Below are 21,905 nucleotides of genomic sequence, written 5' to 3'. Positions count from 1 at the left end.
CCAGTCAGCGGGGTCCGTCTTCCCGGCCGTTGGGCCGTTCCGACGAGTGAGACATTAGCGGAATCCCCGGCCCCGACGCTAATCGGGTCTCCTTCGAACACTGATTCCTCATTTCGCACAGACACGCACATACAAAACGCACGACGGATGTCGCTCGTTTGCTGTGGTGACTGCGGAATGGCTGTCCGGGGACCGACCGGGGTCGGCGCTCACGTCGGACAACTCGGAGCACACTACGGACCTCTTCAGGACGTGTCAACCTCGGCCCGCCCGCGCGGTCGGCGGGCCGCCCCCTCCACCCGATCGGAGGAGGCGACCGGCCTGGTCAGCCGTTGCCGGAGGCCAGCTCGCGGCTGCGGTCGCGGGCGGCTTCGAGGGCCGCGATAAGGGCGGCGCGTACGCCGTGGTTCTCCAGCTCCCTGATCGCACTGATCGTGGTGCCGGCCGGGCTGGTCACGGCCTCACGGAGCTTGACCGGGTGTTCGCCGCTGTCCCGGAGCATGACGGCGGCGCCGATCGCGGCCTGCACGATGAGGTCGTGGGCCTGGGCGCGGGGCAGTCCGAGCAGGATGCCGGCGTCCGTCATCGCCTCGACCAGGAAGTAGAAGTACGCGGGCCCCGAGCCGGAGAGCGCGGTGGCGGCGTCCTGCTGGGACTCCGGGACGCGCAGCGTCTTGCCCACACCGCCGAAGATCGCCTCGGCCAGGGCGAGGTGGTCGGGCGTGGCGTGGCTGCCCGCCGAGATGACGGACATGCCCTCGTCCACCAGGACGGGGGTGTTCGGCATGACACGGACCACCGGCGTCCGCTCGGCGAGCCGGTCCTCGATGAACGCGGTCGTGATGCCGGCGGCTGCGCTGATCACGAGGCGGTCGGAGGTGACGTGCGGGGCGAGCTCGTCCAGGAGCGTGCCCATGTCCTGGGGCTTGACCGCGAGGATCAGGATGTCCGCGCTCTTCGCGGCCTCCGCGTTGGTGACGGCCTCGACGCCGTACCGGGTGCGGAGCTTCTCGGCCCGCTCCGGACGGCGAGTGGTCACGAGCAGGTCCCCGGCCCGCCAGCCGGCCCGGATCATGCCGCTGAGCAGGGCCTCGCCGATCTTGCCTGTACCGAGGACTGCGACTGTCTGGGTCATGCGGTTTCACCCTCCGGGCGGCGGTACGCGTCTCGTGGCCGCCATCCTCGCACCGGGGCGTCAGGCCGTGCGGCGGCGGAGGGTGGCCGCGCCCAGGCAGAGGACGAGCAGCGCGGAGCCGGCGACGACCAGGACGTCGCGGCAGAAGTCGGCGGTCACGTCCGGGTGGCTCAGGACCTGGTTCATCCCGTCGACGGCGTACGACATGGGCAGGACGTTCGAGAGGGCTTCGAGCACCGGGTGCATGTGGGCGCGCGGGGTGAACAGTCCGCACAGCAGCAGCTGCGGGAAGATCACCGCCGGCATGAACTGGACGGCCTGGAACTCGGAGGCGGCGAAGGCCGAGACGAACAGCCCGAGTGCCGTGCCCAGCAGGGCGTCGAGCAGGGCGACCAGGAGCAGCAGCCAGGGGGACCCGACGACGTCGAGGCCCAGGACCCACACGGAGAGCGCGGTCGCCAGCAGCGACTGGACGACGGCCACGGCACCGAAGGCGAGGGCGTAACCGGCGATCAGGTCGCCCTTGCCCAGGGGCATGGCGAGCAGGCGTTCCAGGGTGCCGGAGGTGCGTTCGCGCAGGGTGGCGATCGAGGTCACCAGGAACATCGTGATCAGCGGGAAGATGCCGAGCAGCGAGGCGCCGATGGTGTCGAAGGTGTCGGGGCTGCCGTCGAAGACGTAGCGGAGCAGGGTGATCATCAGCGCCGGTACGACGAGCAGCAGCGCGACGGTGCGGGGGTCGTGGCGGAGCTGGCGCAGGACACGGGCCGCGGTGGCCAGGGTGCGGCCCGGGTCGGGGGCGGAGGGGCCGGTGCTCATCGTGCGGTCTCCTGACCGGTGGGGGCGGCCTCGTCCACGAGGCGGAGGAAGGCCTGCTCGACGGTGTGCGAACCGGTGCGGCTGCGCAGGGCGTCGGGGCCGCCCTCGGCGAGGACCGATCCCTCACGCATGAGGAGGAGCCGGTGGCAGCGCTCGGCCTCGTCCATCACATGGGAGGAGACGAGGATCGTGGTGCCCCGGTCCTCGGCCAGGGCGTGGAAGAGCTCCCAGAGGTCGCGTCGGAGTACGGGGTCCAGGCCGACGGTCGGCTCGTCGAGTACCAGGAGTTCGGGGGTGCCGAGCAGGGCGACGGCGAGGGAGACACGGCTGCGCTGGCCCCCGGAGAGGGCCCCCGCGAGCGCGTCCGCGCGGTCGGTGAGGTCCACGTCGCCGAGGGCGCGGACGACCGCGTCCCGCCGGGCGTCCCGGTGCGCCCGGCCCGGACGGAGCACGGCGGCGAAGTAGTCCAGGTTCTGCCGGACGGTGAGGTCCGCGTAGACCGACGGCGCCTGCGTGACGTAACCGACGCGGGCCCGCAGGGCGGGGTGGCCGGCCGGGTGCCCGAGGACGTCGAGGGTGCCGGTGGTCCGGGCCTGGGTGCCGACGACGGCGCGCATGAGGGTGGACTTGCCGCAGCCGGAAGGGCCGAGCAGACCGGTGATCCTGCCGGTCCGGACCGTGAAGTCGAGACCGTGCAGGACGGGGCGGTCACCGCGCCGGACGGTGAGGGCGCGGGCCTCGACGGCGTTCGCGCCGGCACCGTCCGTAGAATTCATCATGCGATGAATTCTTCTCCCGGTGGGGAGGCCGCGTCAAGGCGCCGGCGCCTCGGACCCCGGTGCGCCCGCCTGCGGTCCGGGCTCCCCGGGGACGGCCACGGCCAGGTCGACCACGTAGCGCTCCCGCACCACGCCGTCCGGGAAGACCTCCGTGAGGCGACGGCGCTCCTCCTCCAGGAACCGCTGGTTGCGCGGCGCGGCGGCGCCGCCGCGCACCAGGAAGGCGGAGTGGCTGGAGAGGTTGGCCAGATGGGTGTCGACCGGCACGGTCCGGGACCACGGCAGCAGGCGCCGGGCGAAGGTTCCGCCGCCGAACAGGTCCGGCACGGGGTGGTCCTGGGAGAGGGGGGACGTGCCGTGGGCGCTGTCGCCGTCGCGGAAGTGCCCGAGCAGCCGTGCGTCCTGGTCGGCGACCCAGCTGACGGAGTGGTCCGCGACGTTCCACCAGAGGGCCAGGGCGCCGCCCGGGCGCAGGACGCGGACCGCTTCGGCGAGCGCGAGTACCGGCTCGGTCCAGTGCCACGACTGGGCGTAGGTGATCAGGTCCGCCGAGGCGGTCGCCAGCGGCAGTCGGTTGCCGTCGCCCCGGACGACCGGCACGGAGGGCAGCGAGCGGTGCAGCTCGGCGGCCATGCCGGGGCCGGGCTCGACGGCCGTGACCCGGGCGCCGCGGTCACGCAGCAGCCGGGTCGCGATGCCCGTGCCCGCCCCGACGTCGACGGTGAGCGCGCCCCGGAGGGGCCGGCCGGACAGCTCCTCGACGGAGTCGAAGAGAGCGGGCGGGTAGCCGGGGCGGGCGGACGCGTACAGGGCGGCCGACCGGTCGAAGGAGAGACGGCGGGGTGTGGTGTCAGAGGTGGGCATGGCCCATCCTGGACCGCCCCCGTGCTGTACCGGAACCCCGCCCGGGGCGCCCGGACGCCGGTACGGCCCGGGGCGTGCCCCGGCCCGCCCGGCGCACCGGACCGAGGAGGCGTCCGCTACCCGCGTCCCGACCGCTTGCCCTTGGCCCGCTTGCGGGCCGCCGGGTTGCCGGCGCGGGCGGAGCGCCGCTTCGTGTACCGGGCCACGGCCGTCTCGTACTCGGCACGCCGCAGCTTCTCGCCCGGTGCCTCCGTCAGTGAGCGGACGAAGTAGGCGAGGAGCGAGCCGATGAACCCGATCGACTTGAGCCCCCTCAGGCTCTCCTCACGGGCCGGGTCGGCGGGACGGCGGACGAAGCCGTCCCAGGTCCGCCGGAAGGCGAGGGCGCTGCAGACCGCGAACATCAGGACGACCAGCATGCCGACGAACCCGCCGGTCTCGGCGATCTCCAGCCCTTCGTACGCCAGGCGCAGCACCAGGCAGGAGGCGACGGCCGCCGCCAGCGAGCCGACGGAGACACCCACCCGCCGCAGCCCGTAACCGCCGTCGTGGTCGACCCAGGTCGTACCGAAGAAGCGGAGGGGTTCGGGCTCGGGGCCGGCGGCGGTGCCCTGGGGGGCCGTGCTGCCGGAGGGTGCGTCGGTTGCCTCGCTGTTCTCGCTCACGGGACCGATTATCCCGCGTGTCAGTCGCAGCGCGGGGCGATGTATCCGTCACTGCCCGTGCGGATGTAGGTGTCCGACACGAACTCCCCGCTCGCGATGTTGTTCCAGATGTTCGACGTGCCGTACGGCCCGGAGACGCGTTCGCCCGCCTTCTGGCAGTAGACGGGGACGCTGCTGCCGGCCGGCAGCGTCCGGACGATGCCGTACTGCGTGCCCGGCCCGCGCCGGACGTTGACGCGGTAGCCGGGTGCGACCGGGTAGACGACGGTGCGCGCGGCGAGGGCCGTCGCCTCCCGCGCTCCCGCCTCGGTGCCGTCCTTGACCACGGTGTCCGTGGTGCCGCTGTTCTCCTCGACGCCCATGAGGGCTCCCCCCGTCGGTACCGAAACGCATGACGCGCGCAGGCTAACAAGCTCCGGCGTTCTCGCACGCACCATCGACTAGGCTCCGTGCGTCGCGCTTGCGCACGAAACACACGGGGGTGGGCGATGCCGCCGCTGCGAGGGGCCGGACCGGATCCGGAAGCGGAGCATCCTGAGTACGCCGGGCAGTACCGGCTCGATGCGCGCCTCGGCGCGGGTGGCATGGGGGTCGTGCACCTGGCGCGCTCGGCCTCCGGGCTCCAGCTCGCGGTGAAGGTGGTGCACCGCCGGCATGCGGCCGACCCCGAGTTCAGGGCGCGTTTCCACCAGGAGGTGGCGGCCGCGCGGCGGGTCAGCGGGGCGTTCACCGCGCCGGTCGTCGACGCCGATCCCGGGGCGGCGCTGCCCTGGATGGCCACCCTGTACGTGCCTGGTCCGACCCTCTCCGAGCAGGTGAAGCGGAACGGCCCGATGAGCCCTGCGGAGCTGCGCCGGCTGACGGCCGGTCTCGCCGAGGCGCTGCGCGACATCCATCGTGCTGGTGTCGTCCACCGGGACCTCAAGCCGAGCAACGTCCTGCTCCCCGACTCCGGTCCGAAGGTCATCGACTTCGGGATCTCCCGCCCGTACGACAGCGATCTGCGCACCGAGACCGGGAAGCTGATCGGGTCGCCGCCCTACATGGCGCCCGAGCAGTTCCAGCGGCCCCGGGAGGTGGGGCCGGCCGCGGACGTGTTCGCGCTGGGGGCCGTGCTGGTCCACGCGGCGACCGGCCGGGGGCCGTTCGACTCGGACAGCCCGTACATCGTGGCCTACCAGGTGGTGCACGACGAGGCCGATCTGACGGGGGTGCCCGCGGACCTCGCGCCGCTGGTGGCCCGGTGCCTGGCGAAGGACCCGGACCTGCGCCCCACCCCCGACGAGATCATGGCGGCGCTGCGCCCTCCGTCGTACGAGGCCACCGCGTTCATACCGGCGCAGCGGCGCCCGGCCGCCGTCGAGTCCGCCGTGGGGGCGAAGGGCGCGGAGGCGTCCACCCGTGTGCGGGCGCCGGACGGGCTGCCGTCCGGGACGGGCGGCGGCAGAGGCGGCCGGCGGCCCGGGCGGCGGCTCGTCGTCGCGGCCGCGGCGCTGGCACTGCTGGTCTCGGGGGCCTTCTGGGCGGCCGGCGCGGGGGGCGGCCCGGACACGCCGGAACCGGCCGGGACGGCGGAGCGGCCGGCCTCCTTCGCGCCCTGGCGGACACCGCTGCGGGCGGCGGACGGTTCGTCGCCGTCGTGCCGCGCCTCCACGGCCGGTGCGGATCCGGTCCTGTACTGCGTGGCCGCCGGGTCCGGTACGGCCCGGCTGGCACCGTCGGACGGCCGGGTGGTCTGGTCGCACGAGGACACCGGGAAGGAGGCGCCGACGGTGGGCACGGCCGCCGGGGGCACGGTGTACACCGCGCGGCCGGGCGGCGAGCTGCGGGCGTACGCCGCCGACGGGGGCGCGGAGCTCTGGGACGCGGACCTCTCCGGCTACCTCGACGTCCCGTTCCCCGCGGGCGGCACCCTGCTGATGGCGCGTCAGGACGGTACGGCCGAAGGGCTCGACGCGGCGACCGGCGCGTCCCTGTGGCGGCACGCCGTGCCCGGGCACCCGCGGCCGGGCTATGGCTGGTACGACGAGGTGTCGGGGGTCGCCTACCTCTTCGAGTACGCCCCCGACGGCGCCACGACCCTGGTCACGGCGCTCGACGCGCGGACCGGGGGGACGGCGTGGCAGAGCCGGCTGGACGGGCTGCTCACCCCGGTCGGGAGCTCCGGCGGGGCCTTGGTGCTGACGTCCGCGAACGAGCGTGCGCAGACCACGGCGCTGGTGCGTTACGACCCGGAGTCGCACGGCACGACGCGAGTGGCGCTGCCCTTCCGGATGTACGGACCCGCGGTCGTGGTGGCCGGGGACACCGCCCTGCTGCTGGAACGCGGCGGCACGCTGCTGGCCGTCGACGTCCGCGCGGGTGCCGGGAAGGCCGAGCGGTGGCGGCTGGAGACGGCCGTCGGGCTGACCTCGGCGCCCGTGCTCGGCCCGGACGGCGGCCGGCTGTACTTCTCGGCGGCCGACGGGCGGCTGCTGGCCGTCGACACGGCGCGCGGCACGCTGCTCGGGCAGACGCGCCCGCGGCTGCGGGACGGGAGACTCGGCCACGCCTCGTCGCTGCCCGCCCCCGTGGTGCTCGGCCGGACCGTCGTGGGGACCGCGCCGGACGGTTCGGTCTTCGCCGTGGACGGGAACGACCCCGCCCGCTGGTGACAGCGGACGGGGCCGGACGGAACGGGCCGGGGGGTCAGGCGAGCTTGGAGACGTCCCGGACCGCGCCGCGGTCGGCGCTCGTCGCCATCGCGGCGTAGGCGCGCAGGGCGGCCGAGACCTTGCGGTCGCGGTTCTTCGGCGCGTACACCCCGTTCAGCGCCTCGCGGCGGGCGGCGAGCTCCGCCTCCGGCACGAGGAGTTCGATCGAGCGGCCGGGGATGTCGATGCTGATCCGGTCGCCGTCCTCGACGAGCGCGATCGTGCCGCCGGAGGCGGCCTCGGGAGAGGCGTGCCCGATGGACAGGCCCGAGGTACCGCCGGAGAACCGGCCGTCGGTGACCAGCGCGCAGGCCTTGCCGAGGCCGCGGCCCTTCAGGAAGGACGTGGGGTAGAGCATCTCCTGCATGCCGGGGCCACCGCGCGGGCCCTCGTAGCGGATGACGACGACGTCGCCCTCCTTGATCTCCTTGCGGAGGATCTTGTCGACGGCGTCCTCCTGCGACTCGCACACGACGGCCGGTCCCTCGAAGGTCCAGATCGACTCGTCGACGCCCGCCGTCTTGACGACACAGCCGTCCACGGCGAGGTTCCCCTTGAGGACCGCGAGGCCGCCGTCCTTGGAGTACGCGTGCTCCAGGTCGCGGATGCAGCCGCCGGCCGCGTCCAGGTCGAGGGTGACCCAGCGCTCGGACTGCGAGAAGGCGGTCGCGCTGCGGACACAGCCCGGGGCGGCGTGCCAGAGCTCGACGGCCTCGGGGGACGGGGAGCCGCCGCGGACGTCCCAGTCCTTCAGCCACTCGGCGAGGCTGTCGGAGTGCACCGCGTGCACGTCCTCGTTGAGCAGACCGCCGCGGTGCAGCTCGCCGAGGAGGGCCGGGATGCCGCCCGCCCGGTGGACGTCCTCCATGTAGTACGTGCCGCCGGGTGCGACGTTGGGGGCCACCTTCGACAGACAGGGCACCCGGCGCGAGACCTCGTTGATGTCGTCGAGGTCGTACGCCAGCTCGGCCTCCTCCGCGGCGGCGAGCAGGTGCAGGATCGTGTTGGTCGACCCGCCCATGGCGATGTCCAGCGCCATGGCGTTGTCGAACGCGGCGCGGGTGCCGATGGAACGCGGCAGGACGCTCTCGTCGTCCTGCTCGTAGTAGCGCTTGGTGATCTCCACGACCGTGCGGCCGGCCTCCTCGTACAGCGCCTTGCGGGCGGTGTGCGTGGCCAGGACCGAGCCGTTGCCGGGCAGGGAGAGGCCGAGGACCTCGGTCAGGCAGTTCATCGAGTTGGCGGTGAACATGCCGGAGCAGCTGCCGCAGGTGGGGCAGGCGTTCTCCTCGATGCGGAGGATGTCCTCGTCGGAGACGCTCTCGTCGACCGCGTCGCTGATCGCGTTGACCAGGTCGAGCTTGCGGACCGTGCCGTCGACGAGGGTGGCCTTGCCGGCCTCCATCGGGCCGCCGGAGACGAAGACGGTGGGGATGTTGAGGCGCATCGCGGCCATCAGCATGCCCGGGGTGATCTTGTCGCAGTTGGAGATGCAGATCAGGGCGTCGGCGCAGTGGGCCTCGACCATGTACTCGACGCTGTCCGCGATGAGGTCGCGGGAGGGCAGGCTGTAGAGCATGCCGCCGTGGCCCATGGCGATGCCGTCGTCGACCGCGACGGTGTTGAACTCGCGGGGCACCGCGCCCGCCGCCTTGATCGCCTCGGAGACGATCCGGCCGACGGGGGCGAGGTGGGTGTGGCCGGGCACGAACTCGGTGAAGGAGTTGGCCACCGCGATGATCGGCTTGCCGATGTCCTCGCTCGCTACGCCGGACGCCCGCATAAGGGCGCGGGCGCCCGCCATGTTGCGGCCGTGGGTGACAGTGCGGGACCTCAGCAGGGGCATCGTCGCTCGCTCCTTCGACAGAAAAGACTGCCTCCGAGCGTACGCCTCCGGTGCCAAGATCTGGACACACTGTCCGTTATGCGGGATGAGGTGCTCGCTGGGTGGGCGGGAGGCGGCGTCTGCGGTACTTTCCCGCCGGCCCGTCACCGGGCCGGGAGCGCCTGGGGGCACCGGGCATGCACCGTGGCCGGGGCCGCGTACCCCTGCTTCCGGGCCCCGGTGACGTCACCGGCGCAGCCGTCACACGAGCAGGACCCGGCGTCCGGTCAGCGGTCGGTGAGGTACCGCTGGAGGGTGGGCGCCACCATGGCGACGATCCGTTCCGGGTCGGCGGAGGCCAGCGGCTCCGCCCGGACCACGTACCGCAGGACGGCGATCCCGATCATGTGGGAGGCGGCCAGTTCGGCGCGGAACGTCGGGTCGGGCACGTCCAGCTCCGCCGCGATCCGCTCCAGCAGCCGGCGCAGCACGAAGCCGCGCAGTACGTCCGCCGCCGCCTCGTGGGTGAGCGCCGAGCGCAGGACGGCCAGCAGGGGCCCCCGGGAGACCGGGTTCTCCCAGATCCCGATGAAGTAGCGGGCCAGCCGTTCGCCCAGGCCCCCGGCGGGGCCGCCGAGGATCTCGCGGAGGGCGAGCGCGGGTTCGAAGGAGAGCTCGACGGCCGCCGCGAAGACCTCGTCCTTGGTGCCGAAGTAGTGGTGGACGAGGGCGGCGTCGACGTCCGCCGCCTTGGCGATGGCGCGCACCGACGTCTTGTCGTAGCCGCGTTCGGCGAACTGGGCACGGGCCGCCTGGAGGATCCGGCTCCGTGCGTCGGGGCCGCCCGGCCCCTCCGTACGGGAGGGGCGCCCGCGGCGCCGGGGGGCCGGGCCGTCCGCGTCGCCGGTGCTCATCCGCGGGGGGCCCGCGAGGACGCCAGGTGCAGCCGGGTGAAGGCGAGGGCCTCGGCGAGGTCCGCCTCACGTTCGGCCGACGACATGGCACGGCGGGTGTTGACCTCGATGACGACATGGCCGCCGAACCCGGTACGGCCCAGCCGCTCCAGCAGTTCGGCACAGGGCTGGTCGCCCCGGCCGGGCACCAGGTGCTCGTCCTTGGCGGACCCCTTGCCGTCGGCGAGGTGGACGTGGGCGAGACGGTCGCCCATCCGGTCCACCATGGCCAGGCCGTCGGTGCGCGCGGTCGCGGTGTGCGAGAGGTCGACGGTGAAGTGGCGGTAGTCGTCCTGGGTGACGTCCCAGGCGGGGGCGTACGCGAGCATCTCGCGGTCCCGGTAGCGCCACGGGTACATGTTCTCGACGGCGAACCGGACGTCGGTCTCGTCGGCCATGCGCCAGATTCCGCCGACGAACTCGCGGGCGTAGTTGCGCTGCCACCGGAAGGGCGGGTGCACGACCACGGTCGACGCGCCGAGCTTCTCGGCCGCCGCCCTGGCCCGCTGGAGCTTCACCCACGGGTCGGTGGACCAGACCCGCTGCGTGATCAGCAGGCAGGGTGCGTGGACGGCGAGGATCGGCACCTGGTGGTAGTCCGAGAGGCGCCGCAGGGCCTCGATGTCCTGGCTGACGGGGTCGGTCCAGACCATGACCTCGACACCGTCGTAGCCCAGGCGCGCGGCGATCTCGAAGGCCGTCGCCGTCGACTCCGGATAGACCGAGGCCGTCGACAGGGCGACCTTCGCACCCGGGACGCGCACCACTGGATCTGCCACGAAGACAGCCTACGGGCAGCAGCTGGGCGGGTCGGAGGCCCACCGGCCGAAAGTGAGAAGGGCCATGACGCCGCCCGGAAGCCGAGGACCGGCGTGCCGCCCGGCCGAGGGGGTGGTCCGGACGGCACGGGTGACGCCCTCCCCAAGCGCCCGGAGGCAGGTTCCCGGCTCCCCGTCCCCGAACCGGTCCAGGCCCTGGGGCCCCGCCGACGAGGTCGCACGGGCCCGGCCGGGAACGCCGCCGCGGTGACGGACTTACCCTGGGCGCGTGCCAAAGACGAAAAAGGCGAAGCCGGACAAAGTCACGAAGAAGCAGAGAACGAAGCAGGAGATGCGGCAGCCGGAGAAGAAGGGGCCCGACGTGCCCGACGAGAAGGGGCTCGACTTCGCTCGGGCCTGGGTCGAGTTCCCCGACCCCGCCGACGACGAACAGGTCTTCCGCTGCGATCTGACCTGGCTGACGTCCCGGTGGTCGTGCGTCTTCGGCAGCGGCTGCCAGGGCATCCAGGCGGGCCGGGCCGACGACGGGTGCTGCACGCTGGGCGCGCACTTCTCGGACGAGGACGACGAGGAGCGGGTGGCCGGTCACGTGGCCCGGCTGACCCCGGAGATCTGGCAGTTCCACGACGTCGGCACCGAGACGGGCTGGGTCGGCGTCGACGAGGACGGGGAACGCCAGACGCGGCGCTGGGAGGGGTCCTGCATCTTCCAGAACCGCCCGGGCTTCGCGGGCGGCATGGGCTGCTCGCTGCACATCCTGGCCCTGCGGGAGGGCAAGGAGCCGCTGGAGACCAAGCCCGACGTCTGCTGGCAGCTGCCGGTGCGGCGTACGTACGACTGGATCGACCGGCCCGACGACACGCGCGTGCTCCAGGTGTCCATCGGGGAGTACGACCGGCGCGGCTGGGGCCCGGGCGGGCACGACCTGCACTGGTGGTGCACCTCGGCGACCTCGGCGCACGGGGCGGGCGACCCGGTGTACGTCACCTACCGGCCCGAGCTCACCGAGCTGATGGGCAAGGAGGCGTACGACCAGCTGGTGGAGCTGTGCGAACAGCGGCTGGCGTCGCTGCTCCCGATGGCCCCGCACCCTGCCGACCCGGTCTGAGACCCGGCCGGGAGGGGCCGCCCGGGCCGGGCGGCCCCTCCCGGCCTTCGGCCTCCTCCGGGCGGTCAGCCGGCCGGTGAGGCCGTGTCCCCCGGGGTGGCCGGCGGGTCGGACGGCGCCGGTGCGGAGGGCTCGCCGGCCGGGGGCGGTGTCGGGTCGGGCGTGCCCGGGGCCGGACCGGTCGGGTCCGGCGTGGGCCGTGGGGGCTCCGGCGTGCTCGGGGCCGGGCCGGGGGTGGACGGCGGCGGGGAGGACGGAGTGGTGGGCTCCGGGTCGGCCGGGTCCGGCCGCGGTGCCGGGTTCCCGGGGGCCGGTGCGGCGGCGCCCTGGCCCGTGATCGCCACCGCTGATCCGAAGGGCGCGAAGACGACACGGGCGCGCCACGGGCCGACGGGTTCGGCGGTCCGCTCCACGAGGACGTACAGCGTCGTGGACCGGCCGGGCGCGAGGGTGCCGGACGCTCGGTCGAGGCTCAGCCACGGGGCGTCGGCGCGGGCCGACCAGGTAACGGCTTCGCCGCCGGTGGCGGTGAGGGTGATCGCCGTACGGCCGCCAAGGGAGCGCGCGGTGATCCTGAGCGTGCCGGCCGCGTGCGGTGCGGCCCCGACGCTGACCACCTCGGCGGACACGTCGGGCCGCCGGTCGCCGTCCGTGAAGCGGCCGTCCTGGTCGGGGCGGGCGTTGCCCGCGTTCTCGTAGCGGTCCCGGGGGTCGCCGGACGGGCTGCCCGGCTCGCCCACCTCCGTCGCGGTGACCGAGGAGCCGTCGCGGCCCTCACCGGTCAGCGGTGCCCCCCGGTAGGCGGCCCACAGGGCGATCACCGGGGCGGCGACGACCGTGGCCACGACGGTCGTCGTCACGACCCGGGCGCGCACCCGGTCGCGGCGGGCGGCGTGGTCCTTGGGGTCCAGGGGGAAGCCCGTGCGGCCGAAGCGGGGGGCGCCCGAGCGGGACCGGCGGGCCTGGACCAGGGCGACGTGCACCGAGGGGCGCGGCGCCTCGACGACCGGGAGCGCGGCGGCGGGGGTGATGGCGCCGCCCGGCCACGGCCCGGCGGCGCCGGCCCGTTCGGCGGCGTGGCGGCAGCGGGGGCAGTCGTCGACGTGCCGGACGAGCTCCCGGCGCAGGGCCGAGGAGAGCAGCACCTGGTGGGTGCCGGTGAGCCGGGTGACGGTGGCGCAGTTCCCCGTCTCGACGACCGCGAGCGCGGCGCGCGTCCGTTCCACCTCGCAGGCCGCGGCGGCCAGGAGTTCGCGGGCGGTGCCCTGTTCGAGGCCCAGGACGGCGGCGACGGCGCGCGGGGTGAGGCGGTGGCGCACCGCGAGTTCCAGCGCCTCGCGCTGTTCGGGGGTGGTGCCCGCGGCCTCCGGCCAGGCGAGCTGGGCGAGTTCCCGCCGGCGCGCTTCGGCCGCCGGGGACTCCGCGGGGTCCGGGGCGACCGCCTCCTCCGGGGTGCCTCGGGGGGCGTGCGCCGGCGGGCGGCGATGCGCCTGGCGCCCCCGCTTCTGCTCGGTGAGGGTGCGCAGACACGTCCACCTGGCCAGTGCGTACAGCCAGGATTTACGTTCCTCCTCGGCCGCGGGGCACCGGCCGTGCTGCCGTTCCGCGATCGCGAGGACCGCGCCCAGCGCCTCGGTCGCCGCCTCGTGGTCGCACAGCACGGAAAGGCAGTAGGTGAACAGGCCGTCGAGGTACGGGTCGTCATGGGCGGACGATCGCTGCGCCGATGAGCGGGACGCGCGGTGATGCGCCCGGTGTGCGCCGGTGGTGTGTGTGGGGGTCTCCAGCCTGCTGCTCGTCACCTTGTGACCGTAGGCAGACAAGGGCGGAGCCCTGACGGCCCTTCTCCACATTTAATCCGTACGGGTGACGGTACCCCTCGAAAGAGGACAGGAACCCCGGATTCCGCCGAGAGCGCCCTCCCGCACGTCCGTTCCCCCTCCGCGCCCGTGGTCGGCGCTGTCAGTCCCCGCCTATACGGTGGCGCCATGGCTGCCCGTACGAAATCCACGAAGGACCGGCCGTCCTACCGCTGCACCGAATGCGGCTGGACGACCGCCAAGTGGCTCGGCCGTTGCCCGGAGTGCCAGGCCTGGGGGACCGTCGAGGAGTTCGGCGGCGCCCCCGCGGTCCGCACCACGGCGGCGGGCCGGGTCTCCACCGCCGCCCTGCCGATCGGCCAGGTCGACAGCCGGCAGGCCACGGCGCGCTCGACCGGCGTCCCGGAGCTCGACCGGGTGCTTGGCGGCGGGCTCGTGCCCGGCGCCGTCGTGCTGCTCGCCGGTGAGCCCGGGGTGGGCAAGTCGACGCTGCTGCTGGACGTGGCGGCCAAGGCCGCCGGCGAGGAGCACCGCACCCTCTACGTCACCGCCGAGGAGTCGGCGAGCCAGGTGCGGCTGCGGGCGGACCGGATCGGGGCGATCGACGACCACCTGTTCCTGGCGGCCGAGACGGACCTGTCGGCGGTCCTGGGGCATCTGGACGCGGTCAACCCCTCGCTGCTCGTCCTGGACTCGGTGCAGACGGTCGCCTCTCCCGAGATCGACGGCGCGCCGGGCGGCATGGCGCAGGTCCGCGAGGTGGCGGGCGCGCTGATCCGGGCCTCGAAGGAGCGCGGCATGTCGACGCTCCTGGTCGGCCACGTCACCAAGGACGGCGCGATCGCGGGCCCCCGGCTCCTGGAGCACCTGGTCGACGTGGTGCTGTCCTTCGAGGGCGACCGGCACGCCCGCCTCCGTCTCGTGCGGGGCGTCAAGAACCGCTACGGCGCCACGGACGAGGTCGGCTGCTTCGAGCTGCACGACGAGGGCATCACCGGTCTCGCCGACCCGTCGGGCCTCTTCCTCACCCGCCGCGACGAGCCGGTGCCGGGCACCTGTCTGACGGTCACGCTGGAGGGCAAGCGCCCCCTCGTCGCCGAGGTGCAGGCGCTGACGGTCGATTCGCAGATCCCGTCGCCCCGGCGCACGACCTCCGGGCTGGAGACGTCCCGGGTCTCCATGATGCTGGCCGTCCTGGAGCAGCGGGGCCGGATCAGCGCGCTCGGCAAGCGCGACATCTACAGCGCGACGGTGGGCGGCGTGAAGCTCACCGAGCCCGCGGCGGACCTGGCGATCGCCCTGGCGCTGGCCAGCGCGGCCGGCGACACACCGCTCCCGAAGAACCTGGTCGCCATCGGTGAGGTGGGGCTCGCGGGCGAGGTCAGGAGGGTGACCGGGGTGCAGCGCAGGCTGGCGGAGGCGCACCGTCTGGGGTTCCGTCACGCCCTGGTCCCGAGGGACCCGGGACGGGTCCCGTCCGGTATGAAGGTCACAGAAGTCGCCGACATGGGTGACGCCCTGCGCGCCCTCCCCCGCCGGTCTCGTTCGGACGGACCACGGGAGGACGGCGCACGCCGGTAGACTTTGCCCTGGTCTCGCCCGCCCGTACGAACGGTATGAGGGACGCAAGGGCACCCCAAACCTGTGACCGGAGGAGTGCAGTGGCAGCCAACGACCGGGCAGCATCGCCCGGAAAGTCCGGCCAAGGCACGGGGAACGAGGCGCTGATGCGCGCCTCCCTGAGCGCGGTCGCGCCCGGGACGGCCCTCCGTGACGGCCTGGAGCGCATCCTCCGCGGCAACACCGGAGGACTGATCGTCCTCGGCATGGACAAGACCGTCGAGTCGATGTGCACCGGCGGTTTCGTGCTGGACGTGGAGTTCACCGCGACCCGGCTGCGGGAGTTGGCCAAGCTGGACGGCGCTCTGATCCTCGACAAGGACATGACGAAGATCCTCCGGGCCGGGGTCCAGCTGGTCCCGGACGCCGCCATTCCCACCGAGGAGACGGGCACCCGTCACCGCACGGCCGACCGCGTCTCCAAGGCGTGCGGTTTCCCCGTGGTCTCGGTCTCCCAGTCGATGCACCTGATCGCGCTGTACGTGGACGGGGAGCGCCGGGTCCTGGAGGAGTCCTCCGCGATCCTCTCCCGCGCCAACCAGGCACTCGCCACGCTGGAGCGGTACAAGCTGCGGCTCGACGAGGTCGCCGGGACGCTCTCCGCCCTGGAGATCGAGGACCTGGTGACCGTCCGGGACGTGACGGCGGTCGCCCAGCGCCTGGAGATGGTCCGCCTGATCGCCACGGAGATCGCCGAGTACGTGGTGGAGCTGGGCACCGACGGACGGCTCCTCTCGCTCCAGCTGGACGAGTTGATCGCCGGCGTGGAGCCGGAGCGCGAGCTGGTCGTCCGCGACTACGTGCCGGAGCCGACCGCCAAGCGGTCGCGCACGGTGGCGGAGGCGCTGGGCGAGCTCGACACGCTCACCCACACCGAGCTGCTGGAACTCCCCGTCGCGGCGCGCGCGTTGGGCTACAGCGGCTCGCCGGAGTCGCTGGACTCCGCGGTGTCGCCGCGGGGCTACCGGCTGCTGGCCAAGGTGCCGCGGCTGCCGAACGCGATCATCGAGCGGCTGGTGGAGCACTTCGGCGGACTTCAGAAGCTGCTGGCCGCCAGCGTGGACGACCTCCAGACGGTCGACGGGGTCGGCGAGGCCCGGGCCCGCAGCGTGCGGGAAGGGCTCTCGCGCCTCGCGGAGTCGTCCATCCTCGAACGGTACGTCTGAGGCCGGTACCGCCGCCCGGCGGGGGCGTTCGGCAGATGCGGCGGGCAGGGCGGGCAGGACGGCCCGGCCGGAGCTTCACCGCTCCTCCCTCCCGCTCGCCGGGGCCTGCGTCCGGCACGGCCACGGCGCATGTCCCCCCGCAGGCCGGTGCGTTCGCCGGCGGCGCGCGGGGCGCGGGCCCCGGGGCCCGCGGCCTGACCACGGCCCCGCAGCCGGCCCGGGTGCCGCCACCGGACACGACGGCCGGGCCGGGGCCCGCCGGTCAGTCCTTGGCGAGGACGAAGGACGCCCGCTGCACGGGCTCGCCCGGCGCCTTGGCCTCCACCAGGTACGTGCCGGGGGCGGCCGTACCGGGAGGCGTCGTCGCGCACGCGGGCGTGCTCTTCTTCCGGTCCCACTCCACGGTGTGCACGATCGTCGCGCCCGCCGGAATCCTCATGAACACCGCCCCGCCGCGCGGGCAGTCCTTGGAGGACCACACCTGCTCGTCGTCCCCGCCCGCCTCGCTGACGGTGAGCACCGTGTTCTTCGGGCCGAGGTCGGCCTTGCACTCCGCCGACGAGGTGTTCTTGGCGTACAGCCGGAACACCGGCTTGTCGTCCGGGCCGTAGGTGTTCTCCGTCCTGATGCTCAACTGGAGCGTCTCGGGAGTGCAGTTGGGGAGCGGGGAGCCGGCCGGTACCTGCTGGCCGGCTGTTCCGCCGCCGCCCGTACCCGACCCGCCGGCGGCCGGGCCGCCGGAATCCGGTCCGCCCCCGCCCGACGTGTCCGCACCCTGTCCGGCCCCGCCGCCCGTCGTGGAGCCGCCGTCGGCGCCACCGGTGCCGGAGCCCTCGCCGGACCCTCCCGACTCGTCACGCCCGCCCGGGGGTTGACCGACGACGGGATCCGAGCTCGATGGGCCGGGGGTGATCGACGGAGCGGGCGAGGCACCGCCGGACTTGGCGTCGTCGCTCTTCTTCCCGCCGCCGCCCGTGGCGGTGACGGCCCACACGACCAGCGCCGCGAGCAGGGCGATCACCAGCACCGCGACTGCCCTCCGACGCCAGTAGATGCTGGAGGGAAGCGGCCCGACCGGATTGCGCATAGATCCCACAAGACCGAACTGTACGAGAGTTCACCGCCGACTCCGGCCCCTACCCGCCGCTCTGATCGACAAGTTTTCCGGATCATCATCACGGCGCGGCCCGTGTCATGGCTTCCGTCCGCTTTGCCCGGTTCTGGTTCCCCGCGCGGGCGTGAAGGGTCGAAACGGGTGGCGCTACCACCCCGTGGACCATCACCCGGGCCGACACCCCCGTAGCCGTCCCCGATGTCCCCGCTTCCGTGCCAGGATCGTAGGTGCGATGACTGCCATGACTTCGACACACACGCCCCCCGTCTCCCTCCACACCCCCGTCATCGGGTGGTTCGAGCAGCACGCCCGCGATCTGCCCTGGCGACGTCCCGAAGCGGGCGCCTGGGGTGTGATGGTGAGCGAGTTCATGCTGCAGCAGACCCCGGTGAACCGGGTCCTGCCGGTGTACGAGCAGTGGATGGCCCGCTGGCCCCGCCCCGCCGACCTGGCCGCCGACGCCCCCGGCGAAGCGGTCCGCGCCTGGGGCCGGCTCGGTTACCCGCGCCGGGCACTGCGCCTGCACGGGGCCGCGCAGGCGATAACGGAACGGCACGGCGGTGACGTACCGAGCGAGCACAGCCAGTTGCTGGCGCTGCCCGGGATCGGCGAGTACACGGCGGCGGCCGTGGCCTCCTTCGCGTACGGGCAGCGGCACGCCGTGCTCGACACGAACGTGCGGCGGGTGTTCGCCCGGGCCGCCACCGGCATCCAGTACCCGCCGAACGCGACCACCGCGGCCGAGCGCAAGCTCGCCCGTGCCCTGCTCCCCGACGAGGACGCCCGGGCGGCCCGCTGGGCTGCGGCCACGATGGAGCTCGGCGCCCTCGTGTGCACCGCGAAGAACGAGGACTGCGGACGCTGCCCGATCTCCGGGCAGTGCGCCTGGCGGCTGGCCGGGAAACCCGCCCACCAGGGGGCCCCGCGCCGTGGCCAGACGTACGCCGGTACCGACCGGCAGGTGCGCGGCCGGCTGCTGGCCGTCCTGCGCGAGTCGGTCGCACCGGTGTCGCAGGCGGCCCTGGACTCGGTGTGGGAAGAGCCCGTGCAGCGGACCCGCGCCCTGGACGGCCTGGTCGCCGACGGCCTCGTCGAGCCGCTGGCGGGCGGCTGAGCTGAGCACAGGCCCCGGCCGGGACCCGACGGGAGCCGGGAGTACCGGTCCGGGGCGCGCGTGGCCTGCACTGTTACACAACCGATGGACAGCCGTGCGCCCACGTACGGCTGCCCCGCACATCCCCGTGACAACAGATCCGTAGCGTCCTTCGTTGTCGGCGACATGACCGGTCACCGACAGCTGGACCACGGGGTACGACGGGGACGACGGAGGCGGTTGTGATGGCGCAGGCCGAGGCGCTCGGGTTCGAGGAGTACGTACGCACCAGGCAGGACGCGCTGCTGCGCAGCGCGCGCCGGCTGGTTCCGGACCCGGTGGACGCCCAGGACCTGCTGCAGACCGCCCTCGCCCGCACCTACGGCCGCTGGGACGGCATCGCCGACAAGTCCCTCGCCGACGCCTATCTGCGCCGGGTCATGATCAACACCCGTACGGAGTGGTGGCGGGCCCGCCGGCTGGAGGAGGTCCCCACCGAGCAGCTCCCCGACGCCAGCGTGGACGACGGCTCCGAGCAGCGTGCCGACCGCGCCCTGCTCATGGACGTCCTCGGCGTGCTGGCTCCCAAGCAGCGCAGCGTCGTCGTCCTGCGCCACTGGGAGCAGATGAGCACGGAGGAGACGGCCGCGGCCCTCGGCATGTCGACCGGTACCGTGAAGAGCACGCTGCACCGCGCCCTGGCACGTCTGCGCCAGGAGCTGGAGGACCGTGCCGCCCGGAGCCGCGAGAGCGAGGACATACCGGCGCGGATCCCGGCGCAGCGGGACGGGCGTCATCACGAGCGGGGGCGGAAGCGGTGCGCGGCCTGACAGGCGGCGGTGAGGAGGGTGCGGTGTCCGTGCGGCCCTCCGGTCCCGGCACGAGTTCGCCGGGGGCCCTCGGCGGCACGGCCCGCTCCCCGCGTCGACGCCGTACAGCTCGTCAAGGGCGACCCGGAGGTGGCCGCCTCGGTCAGGAACGACCTGAAGCCCTGCGCCGGCGACCAGTACCCGGTCGACACCTCGTACGGCACCCTCACCGGCAACACCGCTCCCGACCTCGTGGTCAACGTCCTGACCTGCGGGGACGCCGTGGGTATCGGGACCTACGTCTACCGGCGGGCCGAGGACGGTTCGTACGGCAACGTCTTCGCCGTCGAGATACCGGCGGTCTACGGGACCATCGACCGGGGCGACCTGGTGGTGACGGCCCAGGTCTACGGGGCGAAGGACGCGGTCGCGTTCCCCTCCGGCGAGGACGTCATCACCTACCGCTGGGCGACGGACCGGTTCACCGAGACCGACCGGGTGCACAACGACTTCAACCGGGCCGTCGGCACCGGGGAGGGCACCCTTCCCGAGCCGACGGCACAGAACTGAGGGCTGCCCGCATGGCCGAGACCCATGTCCTGTTCGTCGAGGACGACGACGTGATCCGCGAGGCCACCCAGCTCGCCCTGGAGCGGGTCGGCTTCGCGGTCACCGCCGTGTCCGACGGCCTGCTGGGCCTGGAGGCGTTCCGGGCGGACCGGCCGGACATCGCCCTGCTCGACGTGATGGTGCCGGGCCTGGACGGGGTCAGCCTGTGCCGCCGCATCCGGGACGAGTCCACGGTTCCGGTGATCATGCTCTCGGCGCGTGCCGACGCGATCGACGTGGTGCTCGGCCTGGAGGCCGGGGCCGACGACTACGTCACCAAGCCCTTCGACGGCGCGGTGCTGGTCGCCCGGATCCGGGCCGTGCTGCGCCGGTTCGGCCATGCGGCGGGGCCGGGTGGCGGGCCCGCGGGCGGCGCCGACGGCACGGACGGCAAGGGCGGCGTGCTCGTCTTCGGCGACGTGGAGATCGACACGGAGGGCATGGAGGTGCGCAGGCGGGGCGCGCCCGTGAACCTGACCCCGACGGAGATGCGGCTGCTGCTGGAGTTCTCCTCCGCGCCGGGCACCGTGCTCTCCCGTGACAGGCTCCTGGAGCGGGTCTGGGACTACGGCTGGGGCGGCGACACCCGGGTCGTGGACGTCCATGTGCAGCGGCTGCGGACCAAGATCGGGCAGGACCGGATCGAGACGGTCCGCGGCTTCGGATACAAGCTCCGCGCATGAAGCGGCTCGCACTGCGGACCGGTGTCCGCTGGAAGATCAGCGCCGCGATCGCCGCGGTCGGCGCCCTGATCGCGGTGGCGCTGAGCCTCGTCGTCCACAACGCCGCCCGGGTGTCGATGCTGGAGAACGCCCGTGAGGTGCAGCTGGAGCGGCTGCTGTTCGCCCAGCGGCTCTACGAGGCGTCCAACACGCAGAAGCTGCCGCCGAAGTTCGGCGCCAAGATCAACGACCCCGCGATGCCGCAGAGCCTGCGGAACCAGACCCGGGAACACCGCCGGGCGACCCATGTCGACGAGTACGGCAACGGCGTGCCCGACGTCTGGGCGGCCGTACCGCTGGCCAACGGCGACGTCCTGTCGCTGCACACCCGGTTCGCCGACCGCAGTTCCAAGATCATGGACGACCTCGACCGGGCGCTGGTCATCGGCTCGGTCTCGGTGGTCGTCGGCGGCAGCGCGCTCGGGGTGCTGATCGGCGGCCAGCTGTCCCGGAGGCTGCGCAAGGCGGCCACGGCGGCCGGCAAGGTCGCCCAGGGGAACACGGACGTCCGGGTCCGGGAGGCCGTCGGCGGTGTCGTACGGGACGAGACCGATGAACTGGCCCGCGCCGTCGACGCGCTCACGGACGCGCTGAACGAGCGGATCGAGGCGGAGCGCCGGGTCACCGCGGACATCGCCCACGAACTGCGCACCCCGGTGACGGGGCTGCTGACCGCCGCCGAGCTGCTGCCCCCGGGCCGCCCCACGGAGCTCGTACGGGACCGGGCCCAGGTGCTTCGGACCCTGGTCGAGGACGTCCTGGAGGTGGCGCGGCTGGACAGCGCGTCGGAGCGGGCGGAGCTTCAGGAGACAGGGCCTGCTCGACCCGGGGATCACGGTCCGGGTGGTGCACGAGTCATGGGTCTCCACGGATCCGCGCCGGCTGGAGCGGATCCTGGGGAACCTGCTGGGAAACGCGTCCGCACACGGCGCGGGCCCGGTGGAGGTCACGGTCGAGGGCCGGGTCGTACGGGTCCGCGACCACGGGCCCGGTTTCCCGGACGAGCTGCTGAAGGAGGGGCCGAGCCGGTTCCGTACCGGAAGCAGCGACCGGGCGGGACGGGGCCACGGGCTGGGGCTCACGATCGCCGCCGGCCAGGCGCGGGTCCTGGGCGCCCGGCTCACGTTCCGCAACGCCGCTCCCGCCGGGACCACGGACGGCACGGGCGGGGCGGTCGCCGTGCTGTGGCTGCCCGAGCACGCGCCGACCGACACCGGGAGCTTCCCGGTACTGCGCCAGGCGACGGGCTGAGCCCGGGGCCGGCGGTGGACGGGGCCGGGAGGCGCGGACCGGGCCCGGGGCGAGTCGCCCCGGGCCCGGTCCGCGTACGGC

Annotated in this window: 18 protein-coding genes and 2 pseudogenes; 9 read left to right on the top strand and 11 right to left on the bottom strand. The window is 73.8% G+C overall.

What is annotated here, in order from left to right:
• Window positions 1–325: 325 nt before the first annotated feature.
• From proC to IH13_RS0104250, 6 genes are all read right to left on the bottom strand, one after another.
• Window positions 326–1,135 carry a pyrroline-5-carboxylate reductase gene (gene proC / locus IH13_RS0104275; protein ID WP_031081096.1) on the bottom strand — a complete coding sequence of 270 codons (810 nt, stop codon included), beginning with the start codon at window positions 1,133–1,135 and terminating at the stop codon, window positions 326–328.
• A gap of 60 nt (window positions 1,136–1,195) precedes the next feature.
• Complete coding sequence (locus IH13_RS0104270; protein WP_031081094.1) at window positions 1,196–1,954, bottom strand: ABC transporter permease; 759 nt, start codon at window positions 1,952–1,954, stop codon at window positions 1,196–1,198.
• Window positions 1,951–2,733 carry an ABC transporter ATP-binding protein gene (locus IH13_RS0104265; protein ID WP_031081093.1) on the bottom strand — a complete coding sequence of 261 codons (783 nt, stop codon included), beginning with the start codon at window positions 2,731–2,733 and terminating at the stop codon, window positions 1,951–1,953. Before IH13_RS0104265 ends, IH13_RS0104270 begins: the two co-directional genes overlap by 4 nt.
• Window positions 2,734–2,766: 33 nt before the next feature.
• Window positions 2,767–3,597: a class I SAM-dependent methyltransferase gene (locus tag IH13_RS0104260; protein WP_037840718.1), complete on the bottom strand. Its 831-nt coding sequence runs from the start codon at window positions 3,595–3,597 to the stop codon at window positions 2,767–2,769.
• Between the two features lie 116 nt (window positions 3,598–3,713).
• Complete coding sequence (locus IH13_RS0104255; RefSeq protein WP_031081089.1) at window positions 3,714–4,262, bottom strand: hypothetical protein; 549 nt, start codon at window positions 4,260–4,262, stop codon at window positions 3,714–3,716.
• Window positions 4,263–4,282: 20 nt separating this feature from the next.
• A complete protein-coding gene (locus IH13_RS0104250; RefSeq protein WP_031081087.1) occupies window positions 4,283–4,624 on the bottom strand; it encodes an SH3 domain-containing protein in 342 nt (113 codons plus the stop codon).
• Window positions 4,625–4,750: 126 nt separating this feature from the next.
• On the opposite strand from IH13_RS0104250, the gene IH13_RS0104245 reads away from it, so the two are divergent.
• Entirely contained in the window at window positions 4,751–6,916 is a 2,166-nt protein-coding gene (locus tag IH13_RS0104245; protein WP_031081085.1) for a serine/threonine-protein kinase, read from the top strand.
• Window positions 6,917–6,950: 34 nt separating this feature from the next.
• Here IH13_RS0104245 and ilvD read toward each other — a convergent pair whose 3' ends face one another.
• The 3 genes from ilvD to IH13_RS0104230 all read right to left on the bottom strand — a co-directional run bounded on the left by ilvD (window position 6,951) and on the right by IH13_RS0104230 (window position 10,500).
• Window positions 6,951–8,801: a dihydroxy-acid dehydratase gene (ilvD, locus tag IH13_RS0104240; protein ID WP_031081083.1), complete on the bottom strand. Its 1,851-nt coding sequence runs from the start codon at window positions 8,799–8,801 to the stop codon at window positions 6,951–6,953.
• 266 nt (window positions 8,802–9,067) lie between these two features.
• Window positions 9,068–9,694: a TetR/AcrR family transcriptional regulator gene (locus IH13_RS0104235; protein WP_031081081.1), complete on the bottom strand. Its 627-nt coding sequence runs from the start codon at window positions 9,692–9,694 to the stop codon at window positions 9,068–9,070.
• A complete protein-coding gene (locus IH13_RS0104230) occupies window positions 9,691–10,500 on the bottom strand; it encodes a sugar phosphate isomerase/epimerase family protein (protein ID WP_031081079.1) in 810 nt (269 codons plus the stop codon). Before IH13_RS0104230 ends, IH13_RS0104235 begins: the two co-directional genes overlap by 4 nt.
• A 280-nt stretch (window positions 10,501–10,780) precedes the next feature.
• Here IH13_RS0104230 and IH13_RS0104225 point away from each other — a divergent pair, with 280 nt between their 5' ends.
• Window positions 10,781–11,620, top strand: a complete 840-nt coding sequence (locus tag IH13_RS0104225) for a DUF3109 family protein (protein ID WP_031081077.1) — start codon at window positions 10,781–10,783, stop codon at window positions 11,618–11,620.
• A 65-nt stretch (window positions 11,621–11,685) separates the two neighbouring features.
• Here IH13_RS0104225 and IH13_RS0104220 read toward each other — a convergent pair whose 3' ends face one another.
• Window positions 11,686–13,422 (bottom strand): BACON domain-containing protein, encoded by a 1,737-nt coding sequence (locus IH13_RS0104220; RefSeq protein ID WP_031081075.1) that lies wholly within the window; start codon window positions 13,420–13,422, stop codon window positions 11,686–11,688.
• Window positions 13,423–13,608: 186 nt separating this feature from the next.
• On the opposite strand from IH13_RS0104220, the gene radA reads away from it, so the two are divergent.
• Both radA and disA read left to right on the top strand, forming a co-directional pair.
• On the top strand, window positions 13,609–15,021 hold the full coding sequence (gene radA, locus IH13_RS0104215) for a DNA repair protein RadA (protein WP_031081073.1): 1,413 nt from the start codon (window positions 13,609–13,611) through the stop codon (window positions 15,019–15,021).
• Window positions 15,022–15,101: 80 nt separating this feature from the next.
• Window positions 15,102–16,226 (top strand): DNA integrity scanning diadenylate cyclase DisA, encoded by a 1,125-nt coding sequence (disA, locus tag IH13_RS0104210; protein WP_031081071.1) that lies wholly within the window; start codon window positions 15,102–15,104, stop codon window positions 16,224–16,226.
• A gap of 262 nt (window positions 16,227–16,488) precedes the next feature.
• On the opposite strand, the gene IH13_RS0104205 is transcribed toward disA, so the two are convergent.
• Window positions 16,489–17,313 carry a hypothetical protein gene (locus IH13_RS0104205; protein ID WP_234433209.1) on the bottom strand — a complete coding sequence of 275 codons (825 nt, stop codon included), beginning with the start codon at window positions 17,311–17,313 and terminating at the stop codon, window positions 16,489–16,491.
• Between the two features lie 259 nt (window positions 17,314–17,572).
• On the opposite strand from IH13_RS0104205, the gene IH13_RS0104200 reads away from it, so the two are divergent.
• From IH13_RS0104200 to cseC, 5 genes and pseudogenes are all read left to right on the top strand, one after another.
• Window positions 17,573–18,454: an HhH-GPD family protein gene (locus IH13_RS0104200; protein ID WP_031081066.1), complete on the top strand. Its 882-nt coding sequence runs from the start codon at window positions 17,573–17,575 to the stop codon at window positions 18,452–18,454.
• 224 nt (window positions 18,455–18,678) lie between these two features.
• Window positions 18,679–19,263: a SigE family RNA polymerase sigma factor gene (locus tag IH13_RS0104195; RefSeq protein WP_031081064.1), complete on the top strand. Its 585-nt coding sequence runs from the start codon at window positions 18,679–18,681 to the stop codon at window positions 19,261–19,263.
• A pseudogene (locus IH13_RS0104190) lies at window positions 19,251–19,812 on the top strand (hypothetical protein). Before IH13_RS0104195 ends, IH13_RS0104190 begins: the two are co-directional and overlap by 13 nt.
• Window positions 19,813–19,823: 11 nt before the next feature.
• Complete coding sequence (gene cseB, locus IH13_RS0104185) at window positions 19,824–20,534, top strand: two-component system response regulator CseB (protein ID WP_031081061.1); 711 nt, start codon at window positions 19,824–19,826, stop codon at window positions 20,532–20,534.
• A pseudogene (gene cseC / locus IH13_RS36670) lies at window positions 20,531–21,824 on the top strand (two-component system sensor histidine kinase CseC). The gene cseB and the pseudogene cseC overlap by 4 nt, the downstream one beginning before the upstream one ends.
• The last annotated feature ends 81 nt before the right edge of the window (window positions 21,825–21,905 follow it).

The organism is Streptomyces sp. NRRL WC-3549, from assembly GCF_000721935.1.
In the GTDB taxonomy this organism is placed as follows: Bacteria; Actinomycetota; Actinomycetes; order Streptomycetales; family Streptomycetaceae; genus Streptomyces.
This window is presented reverse-complemented; position numbering and strand designations above follow the sequence as displayed.